The 18,622-nt window shown below is 68.2% G+C and carries 14 protein-coding genes; 2 read left to right on the top strand and 12 right to left on the bottom strand.

Annotated elements, in window-relative coordinates; all coding sequences use genetic code 11:
• Positions 1-46: 46 nt before the first annotated feature.
• Positions 47-1,225, top strand: a complete 1,179-nt coding sequence (gene opgC / locus GT347_RS24090; RefSeq protein ID WP_160554602.1) for an OpgC domain-containing protein — start codon at positions 47-49, stop codon at positions 1,223-1,225.
• Here opgC and GT347_RS24085 read toward each other — a convergent pair.
• The 12 genes from GT347_RS24085 to GT347_RS24030 all read right to left on the bottom strand — a co-directional run bounded on the left by GT347_RS24085 (position 1,213) and on the right by GT347_RS24030 (position 17,669).
• The gene (locus GT347_RS24085) at positions 1,213-2,142 is read right to left on the bottom strand and encodes an SGNH/GDSL hydrolase family protein (RefSeq protein ID WP_160554601.1); all 930 of its coding nucleotides are present in this window, start codon (positions 2,140-2,142) and stop codon (positions 1,213-1,215) included. The genes opgC and GT347_RS24085 overlap by 13 nt on opposite strands.
• Before the next feature lie 151 nt (positions 2,143-2,293).
• Positions 2,294-3,805, bottom strand: a complete 1,512-nt coding sequence (locus tag GT347_RS24080; protein ID WP_160554600.1) for a DegQ family serine endoprotease — start codon at positions 3,803-3,805, stop codon at positions 2,294-2,296.
• Positions 3,806-3,888: 83 nt separating this feature from the next.
• On the bottom strand, positions 3,889-4,374 hold the full coding sequence (locus tag GT347_RS24075) for a type IV pilin protein (RefSeq protein ID WP_160554599.1): 486 nt from the start codon (positions 4,372-4,374) through the stop codon (positions 3,889-3,891).
• The gene (locus tag GT347_RS27880) at positions 4,371-9,323 is read right to left on the bottom strand and encodes a pilus assembly protein (RefSeq protein WP_160555500.1); all 4,953 of its coding nucleotides are present in this window, start codon (positions 9,321-9,323) and stop codon (positions 4,371-4,373) included. The genes GT347_RS24075 and GT347_RS27880 overlap by 4 nt, the downstream gene beginning before the upstream one ends.
• Before the next feature lie 26 nt (positions 9,324-9,349).
• Positions 9,350-10,033 (bottom strand): pilus assembly PilX family protein, encoded by a 684-nt coding sequence (locus tag GT347_RS24065; RefSeq protein ID WP_160554598.1) that lies wholly within the window; start codon positions 10,031-10,033, stop codon positions 9,350-9,352.
• A gap of 25 nt (positions 10,034-10,058) precedes the next feature.
• Positions 10,059-11,195 (bottom strand): PilW family protein, encoded by a 1,137-nt coding sequence (locus tag GT347_RS24060; RefSeq protein WP_160554597.1) that lies wholly within the window; start codon positions 11,193-11,195, stop codon positions 10,059-10,061.
• A gap of 14 nt (positions 11,196-11,209) precedes the next feature.
• On the bottom strand, positions 11,210-11,836 hold the full coding sequence (gene pilV, locus GT347_RS24055; RefSeq protein ID WP_160554596.1) for a type IV pilus modification protein PilV: 627 nt from the start codon (positions 11,834-11,836) through the stop codon (positions 11,210-11,212).
• A gap of 10 nt (positions 11,837-11,846) precedes the next feature.
• A complete protein-coding gene (locus tag GT347_RS24050; RefSeq protein WP_160555499.1) occupies positions 11,847-12,485 on the bottom strand; it encodes a GspH/FimT family pseudopilin in 639 nt (212 codons plus the stop codon).
• A 169-nt stretch (positions 12,486-12,654) separates the two neighbouring features.
• Positions 12,655-14,223 carry a DHA2 family efflux MFS transporter permease subunit gene (locus GT347_RS24045; RefSeq protein ID WP_160554595.1) on the bottom strand — a complete coding sequence of 523 codons (1,569 nt, stop codon included), beginning with the start codon at positions 14,221-14,223 and terminating at the stop codon, positions 12,655-12,657.
• Positions 14,224-14,251: 28 nt separating this feature from the next.
• Positions 14,252-15,571: an HlyD family secretion protein gene (locus GT347_RS24040; RefSeq protein ID WP_160554594.1), complete on the bottom strand. Its 1,320-nt coding sequence runs from the start codon at positions 15,569-15,571 to the stop codon at positions 14,252-14,254.
• A 56-nt stretch (positions 15,572-15,627) separates the two neighbouring features.
• Entirely contained in the window at positions 15,628-17,115 is a 1,488-nt protein-coding gene (locus GT347_RS24035) for an efflux transporter outer membrane subunit (RefSeq protein ID WP_160554593.1), read from the bottom strand.
• Positions 17,112-17,669: a MarR family winged helix-turn-helix transcriptional regulator gene (locus tag GT347_RS24030; protein ID WP_160554592.1), complete on the bottom strand. Its 558-nt coding sequence runs from the start codon at positions 17,667-17,669 to the stop codon at positions 17,112-17,114. Before GT347_RS24030 ends, GT347_RS24035 begins: the two co-directional genes overlap by 4 nt.
• A 175-nt stretch (positions 17,670-17,844) precedes the next feature.
• On the opposite strand from GT347_RS24030, the gene GT347_RS24025 reads away from it, so the two are divergent.
• Complete coding sequence (locus tag GT347_RS24025) at positions 17,845-18,618, top strand: GGDEF domain-containing protein (protein ID WP_229722946.1); 774 nt, start codon at positions 17,845-17,847, stop codon at positions 18,616-18,618.
• Positions 18,619-18,622: the final 4 nt, after the last annotated feature.

The raw sequence follows: 18,622 nt of genomic DNA, 5'->3' as shown, positions 1-18,622 counted from the left end.
ACGCCGGGCACTGCCACAATCGGCACCCTCCGTGCCATCCCCATTCATGCCGCAGCCCGCGTCGCCCGCTCCGCCCGCCAGTTCCAGCCGCCGCTGGGAGATCGACGCCCTGCGCGGGCTGATGCTGGTGCTGATGACCCTCACCCATCTCCCGACCCGGCTGACCACGCCGCTGGGCCAGCCTTTCGGCTTCGTCTCGGCGGCGGAAGGTTTCGTGCTCCTTTCGGCCTATATGGCCGGCCTGGTCTACGGCCGGCTGGCCTGGAGGAAGAGCGTGCCGGAGATGGAGCGCGCCTTCTGGAAGCGGGCACTCAAGGTCTACTGGTGCCAGGCCGCCACGCTGGGTTTCCTGTTCACGGTGATCGCCTTCATCGGCATCAAGCACGAGCAGACCGCCGTCACCGACCTGATGTCCTTCTACCTGCAGCGGCCGCTGGTGGCCCTGGTCTCGGCGCTGATGCTGATCTACGAGCCGCCGCTGCTCGACATCCTGCCGCTGTACGTGCTGTTCATGCTGCTCAGCCCCTGGGTGCTGGCGCTGGCGCTGCGCCACGGCTGGGCGCCGGTGATGGCGACCAGCGCCCTGCTCTGGCTGCTGGCCCAGTTCGGCCTGGGCGAATGGATCTACAACGGCACCTCGGCGCTGATCCCCATGCCGGTGCCCTTCCACGAGACCGGCTCCTTCGCCACCTACGGCTGGCAGCTGCTGTGGATGCTGGGCCTGTGGATGGGCGCCAGCCGCAACGATCCCAAGGCCAAACCCTTCACCTTTCCCAACTGGGCGCTGGTGGCGGCGGTGTTCGTGGGGGTGACCTGCATGGTCTGGCGCCACAAAGTGGGCCAGGCGCCCTTCGAGGCCGACGAGAAGCTCAACATGCTGTTCGACAAATGGCTGCTGGGACCGCTGCGCCTGCTGGACCTGATCGCGCTGACCATCCTGACGATCCGCTTCGGCCCGGCGTTGACCAAACGCCTGCCGCGCCAGCATTACCTGGAGACGCTGGGCAAGGCCTCGCTGCCGGTGTTCTGCGCCCACCTGGTGGTGGTGCTGCTGACGCTGAGTTTCTTCGGTGCCCGCTTCGACCGGCCCTGGTGGCAGGACACGCTGCTGCTGATCGCCTGCTTCGGCGCGCTGTACGGTGTGGCCCGGCTCACGCTGTGGATCGACAAGCCGCCAGAAGACGAAGGCCGCGAGCCCCGCCCGGGCCGGCTTCAGGGCCGGTAGACGGCCCGCATCGCGTTGAGCGCCGGACGTGCCGCCACCGGTGGTGCGACGCCGGTGGGCGTCGGGCCCGGCGCGCCCAGGGGCAACGGCACCGGCGCGGCGGTTTCGGTGGGCACGGCGCTGGCCGTCTGGCTGTTGCCGGCGGCGGGGGTCACGTAGGCGGTGACGATGGAGGTCCACAGCGCATAACCGGCATCGTTCATGTGCAGCCGGTCGGGGCCGAACAGGTCGGTGCGCGGCGCGCCGGAGGCGTCGAGCATGGCGCTGTAGACGTCGATGTAGGCGGCGTTGGGCAGGGTGCGCACATAGGCGGCCAGCAGGGTGTTGGCCTCGCGGATCTTGGGCAGCAGCGCGGCGCGCGAGGGGCTGGGCTTGATCGAGATGTAGGAGATGCGCACATCCGGCAGCTCCTGGCGCACGGTTTCCACGAAGCCGCGGAAGCTGTCGACCACCTGCTGCGGGCTGCGGCCCTCGGCCAGGTCGTTGTCGCCGGCATAGACCATAACCTGGCGCGGCTTGTACTGCAGCACCAGCTGGCGCGCGAAATACTGGCAGTCGGCCATGGTGGAGCCGCCGAAGCCGCGGTTGAGCACCACCGGCAGCTGGCGGAAATCCTGCGCCAGGTGGCTCCACATGCGGATGGTGGAGCTGCCGACGAAGATCACGCCATCCGGCGCCGGTGCGCGTTCGCGGTCGGATGCGGCGAAGGCCGCCATGCTCGAATTCCAGCGCGCCTGCGGGCCGGGCACCAGGCGTGCCAGCGGGTTGGTGGCCTGCATGCCCAGGCTGTCGCCCTCGAACACCCCGGCGGCTGCCACTCCTCCCGCAACACCCAGGCCCAGCAGGCCGACGATGGCAAGGGACAGGGGCGCGATGCGGCTGCGGAGACGGGAGCTGGCGGGGCGTCGAATCTGCATGGGCTCTTTAGTGGGATGTGAGGTTGAGGAACCGGTTGGAGCGATCTGGGGACCCGAGTTCCGGGGACAAGGCCCGAGAAAGGCCTTGTCCTACGGGTTTCTACCGAGCCGTGAACAGATTCACGATTCGTGCCAGGGGCATCGCAGCGACTCAGCCTACACGCACCGGAACGAAGATCTTTTCCTCGCCCCGCTGGATCAGCAGCGCCACCGACTTGCCCGCACCCGCGACCACGCCACGAACCTGTTCAACGCTGCGGGCCGGCGTGCCGTTGACGGCCAGCAGCACATCGCCGGGCTGCACGCCGGCCATTTCGGCGGGGCCGCTGCTGTCCTCGATCAGAAGGCCAGTGCTCACACCCGACCGGGCCTTTTCCTCGGGCTGCAGCTGGCGCAAGGCCAGGCCGAGCTTGCCCTGCTCGTCGGCCGCGCCCTTGTCGGCCACGGCGGTGCCCTTGTCCGAGGCATTGGCCAGCGTCGCGGTCAATTCCTGGCTGCTGCCCTTGCGCCAGATCTCCAGGTGCACCTTGTCGCCAGGCGCGGAGAGCGCGATCGCGGCGGGCAGGTCGGCGGAGGACACCACCGGCTGGCCGTCCACCTTGCGGATCACGTCGCCGGACTGCAGCCCGGCCTTCTCGGCCGGCCCGCCCTTCTCGACGTTGGCCACCAGCGCGCCTTCGGGCGATTCGAGCTTGAAGGAATCGGCCAGGGCCTGGTTGACTTCCTGCACCGCCACGCCGAGCTTGGCATGCTCGACCTTGCCGTGCGCCACGATCTGCTGCTGGATCTTGCTGGCCAGGTCGATCGGGATGGCGAAGGACACGCCCTGGTAGCCGCCGGTGCGGCTGTAGATCTGCGAGTTGATGCCGATCACCTCGCCGCGTGCATTGAACAGCGGGCCGCCCGAGTTGCCGGGGTTGACCGCCACGTCGGTCTGGATGAAGGGCACGGCGCTGTCGTCGGGCAGCGAGCGGTTCTTGGCGCTGACCACGCCGGCGGTGACGGTGTTCTCGAAGCCGAAGGGCGAGCCGATGGCCAGCACCCATTCGCCCACCTGCAGCTCGGAGGTCTTGCCCAGGGCGACGACCGGCAGGTCCTTGCCGTCGATCTTCAGCACCGCGATGTCGGTCTTGGGATCGGTGCCCAGCACCTTGGCGCGGTATTCGCGGCGGTCGGTGAGCTTGACGGTGACTTCGCTCGCGCCCTTGACCACATGGGCATTGGTCAGCACCAGCCCGTCGTGGCTGACGATGAAGCCCGAGCCCTCGCCGCGCATCGGCGTGGCATGCGGCCGGGCACGGCGGCCCTGGCCCTGCAGCTGGCCTTGTTGCTGCTGCTGGAAGCGCTTGAAGAATTCGAAGAAGGGATCGGTCGGTGCGCCGTCGGCATCGCCTGCATCGCCATCGGAGGCATCGGCCACCTTGGTGCCGATCACGCTGATGTTGACCACGGCCGGGCCGTAGCGCTTGGTGATGGTGGAGAAGTCCGGCAGCGCGATCGAGGCGCCGGGCGCCGCGGCCAGCACGGCGGGCGCGGGCTGGGCATGGCTGCGGCTGTGCACCGATTCGACGGCGGAAACGCCTGCGCCACCAATGGCGCCGGCGGCCAGCAAGGCCACGGCCAGCCGGGTGGGCGTGCGGACGAGGGTTTCGGGGAAGGACATGGCGGCAACTCCGTTGATGCGCCGAACCTGGCGCGGTGCACGGATGTTGACCAGCCCTTCTTATGCCGGGCTTAGGCGGCGCCTCAGTTCCAGCAGGCCGCGATGGCGGCGGTCACCGAGGCGTAGCCGGTGTAGCTGCCGGCGACGATGCTCTTGCGGCCCAGGTTGTCGATGGTGAAGTTGCCGCACTTGTCGCTGGCCATGCTGCTGCCGGCCTTGCGGGTGGCGGTGATGAGGTAGCTGTCCCGGTTCGGGTTGCTCACCGCGAGGTCGTAGACCGTCGTGCCCTCGCCCGCCGGCGGCACGGTGGAAAAACGCGCGGGGAACTGGCTGCTGTCGGTGACGGCGGTGCCGGCCGAGTTCTGGTCGTAGCGGTAGTTCTCCGAATAGAAGCGCTCCATCCACAGCTGGCCCGCGATGAGCTGGGCCTTGGCCTGCGAGCGCTTGCCCTTGGCGATCTGCTCGGTGTAGGCGGGATAGGCGATGGCCGAGAGGATGCCGATCACCGCCACCACGATCATCATTTCGATCAGGGTGAAGCCGCGAGCGGACTTCCGGGTTGCTGTCATTTGTCGGTTCTCAGATTGGGGATTTCGCGCCATTGCTTGCGGGGCGTGGAGTTGAAGCAGATCGACTTGTTGGTGTTGGCACCGACGATGCGGCGCGCCACCTGGCCTTCGCCGCAGACGGCGCCGCCGCTGTTGGGGTTGGTGAAGGCCTTGCCGGTGCGGTCGTCGATCACCTTGACCTTCTGGTCGATGATGGTGCTGCCCACGTTGTTCTTGGTGGTGGCCGAGCTGCCGCTGCCGGTGACGGTCACGCCCTGCACCACCCGCTTGGCCACGCCCGAGAGGGTGTCCATGGCGAACAGGGTGACGGCCGGCTGGGTGGTGCAGTAGGTGTTGGCGTCCGGCGGCCGGATGCTGGTGAAGACGAAGGTGCCGGAGCGGATGCTGGCGTCCGACACCACCACCTCGGACGTGCCGGGCAGCGCGGCGTACCAGCCGTTCTGGGTGCTCCAGTTCACGTCGGTGACGGTGCCGCTGATGGTGACGGTGCCGTCGCTGGCGCGCGAGAGCGTGCGCTGCGCCAGCAGGCCGAGGTCGACCGAGGGCGCCACACCGCTGTTGGCGTAGCTGGCACGGTCGAGCACGGCGTAGATGCGCTGGCCGGTGGTGGTGGGGTAGTCGGCGCTTTCGAAGGCGTTGCCGGTGCCGAAGAAGATCAGCGTGCCGTTGAAGGGGCCGTAGACGTACTGCGGCGCGCTGGTGATGGGCAGGCGGGTCAGGCCGTTGGAGGCGGTGAACAGGGGCGTGTTGATCGAGGCGACCTTGTAGGCGACGCTCCACTGGCTGGGGGTGGTGCTGCTCAGGTCGAACTTCCACATATTGCCCTGCAGGTCGCCGGCATAGGCGTAATCGACCATGCCGTCGCCGTTGGTGTCGATCCAGGTGACCTGGGACAGGCCGTTGTTGATCTCGGCGCTGGTGGCCAGCTTGATGAAGTCGGTGCCCGAGGTCCAGGCGCCGCTGGCGCCGGTGGGGCCGTCGGCGAAGATCGCATACAGCACGGCCTTGCCGTTGGTGGACTTGTTGCCGTTGCCGAGCAGGAAGCCGAACTTGCCGTTGTTGAACTTCACCACCGGCTGCGCCTGCTTGGAGTTGGCGTTGGTGGTCCAGTCGTTGGCGATGTAGCCCAGGTCGGCGTCGTCGTCGGAGGTGAACTGCCAGCGGAAGATGGTGGAGGCGGCGTTCTCGCCGGCCTGCAGGCGGCCGACGTCGGTGACGTCCAGCGCGAAGATGCCGCGCCCGCCTCGGCCCAGGCTGCCGACCAGCATGGTGCGCCAGTTGGTGGCGTCGGCGGTGGCGGAGTCCGCGCCCAGGCGCACGTCGGCGGTGAAGGGGCTGCCGTCCACATAGGGCCAGAGGGTGCCGTCGGGCCGCGACTCGGTGCCGGTGACGAAGCTGCTGCCGTTGAGGGTGGTGACCGCGCCGGTGCGCTGCAGCGGGATTTCGGCCAGGCGGTTGGCCAGCACGCCCGGCACGTAGGCGAAGACTTCCGCGCCGGTGTCGTAGTTGAAGGCGTGCAGCATGCCGTCGTTGGCGCCGGCCCACAGCAGCTTGGTGCGGCTGCGGTTGTTGCGCAGGAAGGCGGTGTAGCCGGCATAGGCGGTGCCGGTGTAGCCGGCGCCGGGCACGTCCTGCAGCCAGGGCGTGGAGTTGACGATGGAGCCCAGCGGATTGGTGCCGCGCACCCGCAGCCGGGTGGCCGATTCGTTGGTCTGGTCGCCGCGGATGTAGGCCACGGCGGCGGTGGCGTTGGTGGTGGACAGCACGTTGGTGCTGGCCGTGGTCATCTGCGTCTGGTAGGCGGTGGGCAGCGAGGCCCAGCGGAAGGGCACGCCGGCCGCAGCGCCGTTGCCGTAGTTGGTGATGATCTGGCGCGAGTTGCCGTTGTCCGGCGTGATGCCGGTGCAGGGGCCGGTGGTGCGGCAGCCCAGGGACGGACCGGCGCGCCAGGTGGGCGAGGTGTTGAAGTCGCCGCTCGAATTGACGGCATAGGCCTCGATGTTGCCATCGTAGGTGTCGGAGTTGAAGGTGACGTCGTAGCGGTAGCTGCCGCTGACCAGCTGCACGCCGGAGGTGGACGGCGCGGTGTTGGCCTTGCCGGCGATGTCGGCCAGGGCGCGGCGCAGCTGGGCTTCGAGCACGTCGGGGCGCCGGGCCAGGAAGTAGCCGTCGGGGATGCCGTCGCTGCCGCTGGTGCCGTCGGCGCGCAGGCTGTCCCAGCTGGCCTGGTCGGGCGGCGTGGTCAGGTTGGTGTAGGTGCCGTCGCCGTTGTTGCGGCTGGAGGTGAAGTAGCCGTACTTGGCGGCGTACCAGAGCGGGTCCTTGATCAGGGCGTTGGTCTCGCCGACCATGCGGAAGGTCATGGCCACCGGATAGGCGTAGGGCTTGACCGAGCAGTAGCTGGTCAGGTTGGGGATGCCCGGGTCGTAGGTGGTGCCGTTGCCGGTGACGGCGCAGACGGTGTTGGCGTAGTTGCTGGTCTGGGTGGAGGCCACGCCGCTGGCGGTGGTGACGGCGCTGGCCACGATGGGCGTGGCGCGGTAGGTGGCGTCGCCGCAGAGGTATTCGCTGGTCGGCGGCATGGTGGCCGACAGGATGCGGGCGCTGGTGTTGCCGCCGTTGTGCTGGTGGGTGAGGTAGCGGCCGTTGGCGGTGGCGCCGGTGGCGGTCTGCACGCCGATGGCCGAGAAGCCGTGGGTGCCGCCGCCGCCGCCGCAGACGCCGGGGATGTCGGTGGTGATCTTGATGTCCCAGCCGCTGGGCGTGGCGGCGTTGGGAATGGTGTCGTAGCGGATGAAGCCGGTGATGTCCATGTCGTAGTCGCCACCCATCAGGATGTCGTTCCAGGTGACGATGAACGAGCCGAAGGTGCCGCCCTGGCTGTTGGCGCCGGTGGCCACCGAGGCGAAGGTCAGCGGCGCGCTGACCTTGCCGCCCTCCTCCACGCTTTCCGGGGTGATGTAGACGTACTTGGTGGGATTGGTTCCCGGCACCGGCACGTCGATGCGCGGCGTGCCGCCGGTGAGCGAGGCGGCCAGGGTCTTGACCTTGAGCGCATTGGCCACGGTGGCGATGTCGGCCGGCGGCGTCGTGACGGTGCGGATCTTGGCGGTGTTGCCGTAGAAGGCGGCGCCGGCCACCTGGTAGGTGCCGCCCATGGCGGGCGCCTCGGGGCAGATGCCGTTGACGTTGGACAGCGAGCCGACCGTCTTGGCCGAGCAGGAGTTGGTGTCGTCGGCCGCCGTCAGGCCCTTGCCGCTGACCGAGCCGACCGAGCGCAGGGTGTTGGCCAGGCCTTCGGTCACGCCGATGGCGTCGGTGTAGCTGTCGAGCGTGCCGCTGCGGTTGGGCAGCGTGGCGAAGGGCGTGCCGGCCTGGCCGTCGAAGCTCAGCGCGGCGGGCGACAACACCAGGGTGTGCAGCGGCCGGCAGATGGCATTGCCGTAGAGGTTGGTGCGGGTGCTGTTGCTGTTGGACAGCGGGTCCTGCCAGCCGACCACCTGCAGGCCGGAATTGCGGTCGTTGGTGGTGGTGCTGGGGTTGGTGCTGGAAAGGCCCGCGTAGTACTGCAGCGACTGCACCAGCATCTCGCCGATCGGATTGCCCCAGGCCGGCAGGTTGCCGTCGGGCGAGTTGCTCGGCGTGTTGCCGTTGCCGTAGCCGCCGTTGGAGCGGCCGTAGAGCAGGATGGCGTCGAGCGCCTTGATGGCGCCGTTGCCGGTGGTGCGGCCGTCGGCCAGGGTGGTGGCGCAGCCGGAGGCGGTGCTGTGGCAGAACACGCCGGTGGTGGCGTTGATCTCGTCGGTCAGGTCGCCGATGTTCTTGCGCAGCGCGCCGGCCGTGTGGTTCAAGTCATAGCTGCCGGTGATCAGGCCGAACTCGGCGCGCGCCGCGGTGCCGGTGGTGCGCGGATAGGCGAACTCCTGCAGCAGGCCGTAGGGCTTGTAGTTGGTGGTGGAGCTGTAGGGGAAGGCCTGGCAACGCTCGTCGCCCAGCAGCGAAGGCACGCAGACCTTGACGTTGATGTTCAGCTCGGGGTTGGTGATGCCGGTATAGGTGGCGCCGTCGGTGGACTTGGACGGAATGGTGATCTCGTGCGCGACCCCGCCGTTGCCCTTGTCCGCATCCTTGTAGTAGGCCGCCAGCTTGGGGCCGAAGGTGCCTGCACTGTAGTCCTCGCGCCAGCGGCAGAGCTGGATCTCGACGGTGGACCAGAAGCGGTAGTTGCCCTTGACCATGCGCATCACCGGCTGCGTGGTGGAGGTGACGTCGGTCGAGCCGGTGGTGCACAGGCTCAGGCCGGCGTAGACGTTGGCGTTGGAGCCGGTGGTCTTGGTGAGCGCGGCGGTGGTGAAGGGGGTGTAGTCGCGGATGTCGGTGCCGCGGTAGTACTTGACGAAGGAGTGGGCGTCCCAGACCAGGTCGGCGCCCTGCAGCACGGTGGTGCCGTTGATGTCGGTGGAGCGCGAGCCGCCGTAGAGCATCTTGCGCACCGTGTCCAGCCGGGTCATGGTGGCCCAGTTGAGGAAGTTGCCGGCCCAGTAGCTGGCGGTGCTGGGGCAGCTGTACTTGGTGGTGGCGGTGGCGCCGCTGCCGGTGGTGGTGATGGTGGCCAGCACGGCCGGGTTGAACTGCCCGTCGGTGAGGCTGTAGAGGTAGCACTTGGTGGCGTCGAAGTAGCCGTAGTACTTGAAGGTGGGCTTGAAGGTGGTGTCGATGACGCCGTCGTCGTCCAGGTCCTCGAAGTCGGTGTAGATCGGGCCGAAGAGCGAATGGTCCTTGGAGGTGGCCAGCATCACCATCGGCCGGTTGGAGGTGGTGACGACGTTGGGCGGCACGGTGGCGCGCGGGCGCGAGACATCGACCGGCGTGGAGTCCGACAGCGTCGGCAGCAGCAGCGCGGCGGCGGCCAGGAAAGCCAGGAAGGCACGGGTGAGGAGTCGGGACATGGATGCCATGGATTTCTCCAGCCTGCTTACTGTTCGGGGGAATAGACGGTCTGCAGCACCACCTGGGTGCGGCGGCTGTAGCCGAAGCCGCGGGCGGTGATGCGGTAGGCATCGACCTCCTGGCCGCCGCTGGACTTGCGTTCGAAATACTCGACCAGGTATTCGGGCTGGCGGAATACGCCGCGGACCGCTGGGGCGCCGGTGTAGGTGCCCAGGGGGACCGCGCCGGTGAAGCTGCAGTTGCTGGTGGTGACGGGGGTGCGGCCGGGCTTCGAATCGACGTTGTCGTTCCAGAGGCCGCCCTTGCTGGTCGGCCACCAGGCTTCGCTGTTGGTGGTGCTGTTGGCCACGGCGATCGACCAGTTCGAGCTGGCGTAGGTGACGTCACCGGTATTGCACAGGCCATTGGTGCAGCTGCTGTCGAAGTCGGCCGGCGAGGGAACCGCCTGCGGCCGGGTGCAGGAGATGGCCGCGGCATTCACTGGCGCGGCGCCGTAGAGGTCGCGTTCGGCATCGCGCAGGGCCGACTCGGCGGCTTCGCGGGCGGTCTGCATGTCGAGCTGGTTGCGGCCGACGCCTTCGTCGACCAGCGCACGCCGCGCCGCCACCAGGGCGATGCCGGTGACGGCGATGAGGAAGAGCAGCACCACGATCAGGGCCACGCCGCGCTGGGGCGGACGCTGCGGTGCGGATGGGAGACGGCGGTGCATGAAAGGCATATACGCGGCCGCGTCCTCAATAGATCTGGTTCATGCGGTTGCGCACCGCCAGAACCTGCACGGTGCGGGTGCGGATGGAGCGGTCGCCGGGCAGGTAGTTCTGGGGCGTGTCGTCGGTGCAGTCGAGGTAGGTGCGCGGGGCGCCGGACTTGTCGAACTGGCGCGCGGCGGTGCCCATAGAGCTGGTCATCACGCAGACCCGCACCGCCACGATGCGGTTCCAGCCGGCGTACTGCACGCCGTCGATGGTGATGGCCTGCAGGGTGGTGTTGTTGACATCCGAGGCCTTGTAGAAGCGCGTGGGCGCGGGCTGAACCGCGCCGCTGCTGCTGCTGGCATCGATATCGAAGGCGCCATAGGTGATCTGCAGGTCGTCCACGCCCTGCAGTAGCGGCTGGTAGACGTTGGTCGGCGTGGCGCCGCCGTTGCTGCCATTGCCGTTGCAGGCCAGGCTGTAGGTGGTCAGGGTCTGCCGGTCGACCTGCACCGTGCTGGCCAGCAGGCCGTAGCGGTTGGAGACGAAGACGGGGAAGCCCGGCGGCAGCCACGGATCCATGGTGCCTGTTGTCGCCGGAGGCGCGGCAGGAACGTTGAGCCGGCGGATGGCGTTGATGGTGTCGCCTTTCGGCGAATCGGCGTCCTCGCCGGCCACGTCGATGCCGGTGCAATCCTTGCGGTTGCCGATCGGTGTTTTCTTGGCTTCGCTGGAGAAATAGTTGATGACCAGCGAGTCCGACGGTGACCGGTTGACCCCCGTCAACGGGTTCGCGTCGCAATTGCCGGTAATGCTGTTGTATTGCCCGCCGTCGCAGCCATAGACGCCGAACTGGTAGGCCGCGATCGTGGGCGCCCAGCCCACCGGCGGATAGGTCTGCAGCAGGAGTGCACCGGCCCACCCCGCGGGCGGATTGAGCGCGATGGTCGTAGCCGGCGGCATCACCACCGGGTAGGTCCAGGCCTGGGTGAGGTCGCGCTCCAGCAGTTGCAGCGCGAAGGTGCCGGTCTCCACGCTTTCGCTGACGCGGGCCTGGGCGCTGTCGGCCTCGCGGGTGTTGAGGTAGATCACGCTGGCGGCGGTGACGATGAGCAGCATCAGCGCCATGCCGACCAGCAGTTCGATCAGGCTGAAGCCGGCCTGGCGGCGCGCGGACATCGCAGGAGAACCTGTCATGGTACGAAGGTGAAGTTGGTGCAGCGCACGCCCGCCGGTGCGCTCGCCGCGGCGGGGCAGCAGTTCTGCTGGCTCAGGCGGTTGCTGTTGGCGGTTTCGGCGGCGGTGCTGCAGGTGGCGGCGCTGGCCAGCGTGCTGGTGCTGGCGCCGCCCTTGTCGGTCTGGTCCTTGTCCATCCACATGAAGGTGACCTGGAAACCGGTGGCGCGGTTGCCCGACAGCAGGGCCGAGCCGGTGGGCATGGCGGCTCGCACCCGCTGGCGCCAGATCGCCATGTCGTAGGCGGCGCGTTCGGCGGCTGAGCAGGTGACGGTGCCGGTCTCGCAGTTCTTGCTCGGCGCGGACGGATCGGTGATCTGGTCGCTCCAGCTGGTCGACAGGCCGTAGGCCGAAGTGCTGGCGACGCCGGTGATCACGTTGTCCCCCGCCTGCGTGGGATTCATGCGCACACGCTCGGCGATGTCCGACAGCAGCGGCGCCATCTTGCCGCGCACCCGGCTGCCGGTCTGGTACTTGTTGACCGCCGCCTGCAGGCCGGCGATGCCCAGCATGCCGACCGACATGACCAGCATGGCGATCAGCACTTCGAGCAGGGTCATGCCGCGTTGTTTGGGTCGTTGCATGGGTGTGGCCTCAGCAGCTCAGGTTCCAGGCGATGGTGCGGGTGCGGCCCAGGGCATCGACGCAGATGTTGTAGCCGTATTGCTGGGTGTAGGCGCTGGTGGTGTTCTGGTAGTTCAGGTTGAACTGCCTGATCGCCGAACCCTGCGGCGGACGGCCGGTGCCATCGAAGGAGAATCGGAATGCGTCGCCGGTGCCCTGGGCATCGAGCCGGTAGTCGGCGGCGATCGGCGGCTGGATGGCGATGTAATCCGCGGGCTGCGCCGGCCGGATCGCGCTGGTATCGCCGCCGAAGGAACAGCTCTCCTGGTAGAAGACGATCCAGCCCTGCTGCCAGTTGGTGCCGGTGTTGGCGCAGGAGGGGCCGCCGGTCACGCCGTTGGCGTCGGAGGTGATGGTGTCGCCCGTGGTCGTGCTCAGGCACATCACCGTGCAGGCATTGCGGCTGACCGCCTCGCTGCGCGCCCGCAGCAGATTGCCGGTGAACTGGCTGCCCACGCCCGTCAGGCGGATCTTCGCCGTCAAGCCCTGCAGCGACGGCGCGGCCAGCAGGCCCAGGATCACCACGATCGCCAGCGTCACCATCAACTCGACCAGGGTGAAGCCCTGGTACCGGCGGAGTGCCGGAATCGCTGCCCGCGTTTGCTTCATATTGCCATTAATGTCACTTAAGTCATTTTAGGTAACAAAAATTGCCAAAGTTCCGCAGAGTGCAGGCACAAAGCGGATTCGTGGCGTAGCCGCCGCAAACTTCGCGCCACCGGCCAAAAGCAAAAGCCGGCGCGGGGCCGGCTTTCGTGGAGGAAGTCGCAAGCGCTGGCTAGTGCGCGCCCGCCGCGGCGTCGGACGCGCCCGCGTCGCCCTTCTTCGGCGCATGCGCCAGCCAGATCAGCGGGATGAGCAGCAGGAACATCGCCGCCGAGGCATAAAACACATCGTTGGCCGCCAGCATGAAGGCCTGCTGGTCGATCAGCCGGTTGACCTGGGCCAGTGCCTGCTGGCTGTCCATCCCGCTGGTCGACAGGCCGCTGAGGATGCCGGTGGCGGTGGCGTTGCCCTGGTTGATCGATTCGGCCAGCTGCGCATGGTGCAGCGTCGCCCGGTTCTCCCAGACGGTGGTGGCCACCGAGGTGCCGATGGCGCCGGCGGTGATCCGGATGAAGTTCGACAGGCCCGAGGCGGCGGGAATACGCTCCGGCGTCATCTCCGACAGGGTGATGGTCACCAGCGGGATGAAGAAGAAGGCCATGGCCACGCCCTGCACCAGGGTCGGGATCAGGATGGTGCCGAAGCTCGCCTGGGTGTTGAAGTTGGACCGCATCCACAGCACCAGCGCGAACACCAGGAAGGCGATGGTGGCGAAGCGCCGCGGGTCGTGCTTGCTGACGTTCTTGCCCACCCAGGGCGAGAGCACGATGGCCAGCAGCCCGACCGGCGCCATCACCATGCCGGCGTCGGTGGCGGTGTAGCCCATGTACTGCTGCAGCCACAGCGGCAGCAGCACCACGTTGCCGAAGAACAGGCCGTAGCCCACCGACATGGCGACCGCGCCCGCCCAGAAGTTGCGGTTCTGGAACAGCGACAGGTCGACCACCGGATGCTTCTCGGTCAGCTCCCAGGCGACGAAGGCCAGGAATCCGATGACGGCGATCACGGCCAGCGCCTGCACCATGCCGGAGTTGAACCAGTCGTGCTCCTTGCCCAGGTCCAGCATCACCTGCATGGACGACACCCATACCACCAGCAGCGCCAGGCCGACCGAGTCGATCGGCAGGCTCTTGGTGGGGCTCTCGCGCTTTCGGAAGATGCTCCAGACGATGGAGGTGGCCAGAAAGCCCACCGGGATGTTGATGTAGAAGATCCAGGGCCAGGAGATGTTGTCGGTGATCCAGCCGCCGAGCAGCGGCCCCATCACCGGCGCGACCAGCGTCGTCATCGCCCACATGGCCATGGCCAGCCCGGCCAGGGCCTTGGGATAGCTCGACAGCAGCAGCGCCTGCGACAGCGGGATCATCGGCCCGGCGACGAAGCCCTGCAGCGCCCGCGCGGCGATCAGCACCGTCATGTTGGGCGCCAGGCCGCAGAGCCAGGAGGTGATCACGAACAGCATCACGCTGGTCATGAACAGCCGCACCTGGCCGAAGCGCTGCGACAGCCAGCCGGTGAGCGGCACGGCGATGGCGTTGGCCACGGCGAAGCTGGTGATGACCCAGGTGCCCTGGTTGGAACTGACGCCCAGGTCGCCGGCGATGGACGGCAGCGACACGTTGGCGATCGACGTGTCGAGCACGTTCATGAAGGTCGCGGCGGACAGGGCGACGGTGCCCCAGATGCGCGCGGTGCCTTCCAGCGGTGGATGCGGCAATGCCGGACCGGAAGGAGATGCCATGGTGACTGCCTTGCGCTGTGCGCTGCTGTTAATGGGCCACGGCGGCCAGGGCCAGCTTCTGCGGCGCGGCGGCACGGGCTAGCGGTTTGCCCGCAGCGGATGCGGCCTTGGCGGCGGCCAGCTTGGCCGGCGAGCCGCCGTTGGCGGAGATCACACGCGCCACTTCGGCATCCGCGCCCTCGTCCTGCGAGTGGTAGACGCTGGTCTGGGTGACGGCGGCGTCGCGCGGCGCATCGGCGAGCATGCGGCCGTCCTGGCTGGTGATGTCGACTTCCACGTCCATCGACAGGCCCACGCGCAGCGGGTTCTGGGTGAGCTCCTGGGGATCGAGCGCGATGCGCACCGGCACCCGCTGCACCACCTTGATCCAGTTGCCGGTGGCGTTCTGCGCCGGCAGCAGCGCGAAGGCCGCGCCGGTGCCCACGCCCAGGCCCGCGACCTTGCCGTGGTAGTCGACCTTCTTGCCGTACAGGTCGGCGGTCAGCGTGACCGGCTGGCCGATGCGGATGTTGCGCAGCTGCACTTCCTTGAAGTTGGCATCGACCCAGAGCTGGTTGAGTGGCACGACGGACATCATCGGCGTGCCGGCGGTCACGCGCTGGCCCAGCTGCACGGTGCGCTTGGCGACGTAGCCGTCCACCGGCGCGGGCAACGCGGCGCGCTGGGTGGCCAGGTAGGCCTCGCGCAGCTTGCCGGCGGCGGCCTGCACCATGGGATGCTGCTCGACGCTGGTGCCCTCGGTCAGCGACTGGTTGCTGACCAGTTGCTCCTTGGCCGCGTTGACCGCGGCCTGGGCGGCGGCGAGCTGGGTCTTGGCGGTGTCGAGCACGGCGCGGGCGTGGTCCAGCTCTTCCTTCGAGACGGCGCCGTTGCCGTTGAGCGAGAGGCGGCGGTTCAGGTCGTCGTTGGCGCGGGCGATGTCGTTGTTGGCCTTGGACACATCGGCCTGGCGCAGCGCGATCTGCGCCTGGAACTGGCCATTGTTGGCGTAGAGCGTGCGCACCTGGCGCACGGCCTGGCCGAGGTTGGCCTCGGCCTGCTCGTAGGCCACACGGACGTCGGCGGGATCGAGCTTGACCAGGGGCTGGCCGGCTTTCACGAAGTCGGTGTCGTCGGCCATGATGGCCATGACGGTGCCGCCGATCTGCGGGGTGATCTGGATGACGTTGCCCTGCACGTAAGCGTTGTCGGTGCCTTCGTAGTGGCTGGCGACCATCCATTCGTAGGCGCCCCAGCCGAGGCCGGCGATGACGACGACGGCGGCCAGCGCGGTCAGGGCCTTGCGGCGCTTGGGATTGCCGGCTTCGGCGGCGGGCGCGGCGGCCGGAGAGGTTTGCGGTGCGTTCATGGAAGACTCCAGCGGACGGGTTCGAGAGAGATCGGAAATGGGGGACGAGCTGCGGCTCAGCGCTGCGCGGCCGGCGTGACGGCGGCCACGGTGGTCTCGCCGGTGTAGCCGCCGCCGAGGGCACGGATGAGGTTGACCTGGGTGTCGAGCCGGCGCGCGGCCAGGTCCACCGCCAGGCGGCGCTGGGCCAGCACCGAGTTCTCGGCGGTGAGCACGTTGAGGTAGGTGCCCAGGCCCGCGCGGTAGCGCTGGCGGGCGATGTCGTAGGCCGATTCGGCGGCCTCCTGGGCATCGCGCTGCTGGTTCTGCTGCAGCACGATGGATTTGGCGGAGGCGACCTGGTCAGCGGCGTCATGGACCGCGTCGATCACGGTGCCGTTGTAGCTTTCGACGGCGGCGTCGTAGTCGGCCGTGCGGCCGCGCAGGTTGGCGCGCAGGCGGCCGGAATCGAAGATCGGCAGGCGGATCGCCGGGCCCACGCCCCATTCGCGGCTGGAGCCCTGGGCCAGGTTGTCGAAACCCAGGCTGTTCAGGCCCACGAAGGCGGTCAGGTTGATGTTGGGATAGAACTCGGTCTTGGCCACGTCGATGCTCTTGGCGGCGGACTCGACTCGCCAACGGGCGGCGGCCACGTCGGGGCGGCGGCCCAGCAGGTCGGCGGGCAGCGTGGCCGGCAGCTTGACGCCTTCGTAGCTGGCCAGCGGCAGGGCTTCGAGCTCCTGCATGCCGCGCGGCTGGCCGACCAGGGCGCCGATGGCGTTGCGGGTGATGGCGATCTGCTCGTGCAGGGATTCGATCTGCTGGCGGGCTTCGGGAATGCCGGCCTGGCTCTGGCGCTCTTCCAGGCGGGTGTCGAGGCCGGCGGTGACGCGGTCGCGCACCAGGCCCAGGGTTTCCTGGCGCTGCGCCAGGGTGCGCTGGGCCACTTCGAGCTGCGCCTGCAGGCGCGCCAGCTGGAAGTAGTTGCGCGCCACGTTGCAGGCCAGGAGCAGGCGGGCGGCCTGGGCATCGGCCGCGGCGGCGTTGGCGGTGCCGAGCGCCGATTCCAGCGCCGCGCGGTTCTTGCCGAAGAAGTCCAGCTCGTAGCTGCCGGACAGGCGCACCGTGCCCAGGTTGAAGGTGCTGCCGCCCAGCGGTGCGGGATAGATGCCGTTGGCGCTGAAGTGCTGGCGGGTGGCGTCCACGCTGCCGTTGAGCTGCGGGCCGTCGTTGGAGCGGGTGACGTCGGCGGCGGCCTGGGCGCGCTGCAGGCGGGCTTCGGCCGATTTCAACGTGGGGCTGTCGGCGACGGCCTGGCTGACCAGGTCGTCCAGGCGCTCATCGCCGAAGCCGCGCCACCAGTCGGCCGCCATGGCGCCGTCGGCGAAGAGATCGGGCGTGCCGGTCGCCGCCGAAGGCAGGCCCAGCGACACGCCTTCGCGCAACTGCGCCTGCGGCGCGATGCCGGACATATTGGCGCAGGCGGTCAGGCCCAGCGCGATCACCAGCGTGCCGAGATACAGCACCACGCCGCCGGCGGAAGATTTCTTGTCGTTGTTTGTCATTTCTTGGACCCCTCGGAAGCAGATACGGATGCCGATGAACGCTGCGCCGACGCGTCAGCATCGCCGCCGAACGGCAGGACGTTGGTCAGGATGCGCTCGAGGTATTCCTTGAGCTGGTCGAACTCCTGCTGGCTGAAGCCGGCGGCGGCCACCGCCTGCACCTCGGCCACCACATCCGGAATCTGGCGCGCCGCCACCCTGCCCTCGTCCGTCAGTTCGAGGTTCACCACGCGGCGGTCCTCGACCGAACGGATGCGGCGGCACAGGTTCTTGGCCTCCAGCCGGTCGAGCAGCCGGGTCATCGCGCCGGCATCCAGGTGGCAGCCGCGGGCCAGCGTGGCCACGGTGGTGTCGCCGGAGGCGAACATGCGCAGCAGCGGCTTCCACTGGGCGTCGGTCAGGCCCAGCGGCTCCATGCGGCGTTCGATCTCGCCGGCCAGCAGGTTCACGATGCGGCGCATGCGGTAGCCCACCGTGTCCTCGGCGGAACCGACCTGGCAGAACACCGGGACTTGCGGGCGGGCCGCGGCGGACGGCAGTGATTCATCGTTCATGCCGCGATATTATTTGTTTAGGCAAACATTGTCAAAGATTTGATTGTCCCGGCACTTATTGAATTCGCGGTAAAAAGACGAAATCGTTTCATCCAGACTACCGGCATGTAAGCGCAAGCCGTTATAGTTGAACGGCTTACTGGTAACATCGATCGATTCACGCCCCCACGCCAACGTGCACAAGCCGGAGTCCTCCACCCTCGTCGATCTGCGCGACCTTCGCCTGGAAACAGCGCTCGCGCTCGTCGAGCCCGGTGAAGGCGACATCACGACGATCTCCACAGAGTCGCCTGCGCGTTACCTGCAGGACATCATCGACGGCCTGTGCTCTCTGTCCCTGCGCGATCCCCTCACCGGCCTGGCCAACCGCCGCCAGTTCCGCGCGGCCGTGGACCGCGAAATCGATCGTGTGGCCCGCTCGGGCGAGTCGGCCCTGCTGCTGATGCTCGACATCGACCGCTTCAAGGCGGTCAACGATTCCTACGGCCACCTCGTCGGCGACCATGTGTTGCAGACCGTGGCCCGCACCCTCACCGCCTGCGTGCGCCCCATGGACGTGCTGGCCCGTTACGGCGGCGAGGAATTCGCCATTGTTCTTCCCGGCTGCCAGTCGGCCGCCTTCGGCCAGGTCGTGGCCGAACGCATCCGCGAGGCCATCGAGGCCGAGCCGATCCAGATCGCCAGCGGCGTCGAGCTGTCCATCACGGTCAGCATCGGCGGCGCGTTCGCGATGCCCTGGATCCGCTCGACCGCGGCCCTGTGGATCGAACGCGCCGACCATGAGCTCTACCGTGCCAAGTCCCTGGGACGCAACCGCGTCTGCGTCGAGGACCAGGCCGACAGCACGGTCACCGCGGAAGAGAAAAGCCTTTTGTTTGGTCTGGGTCCTGCCGATACTGAGATGGAGGCACCTGCCTCTCCCGATGATGCATCCGCTAGCGCTGTCTGAAAGC

Source organism: Xylophilus rhododendri, assembly GCF_009906855.1.
GTDB lineage: Bacteria > Pseudomonadota > Gammaproteobacteria > Burkholderiales > Burkholderiaceae_C > Xylophilus > Xylophilus rhododendri.
Note: the sequence above shows the minus strand (reverse complement) of the source record. Positions and strands in the feature narration are given on the sequence as shown.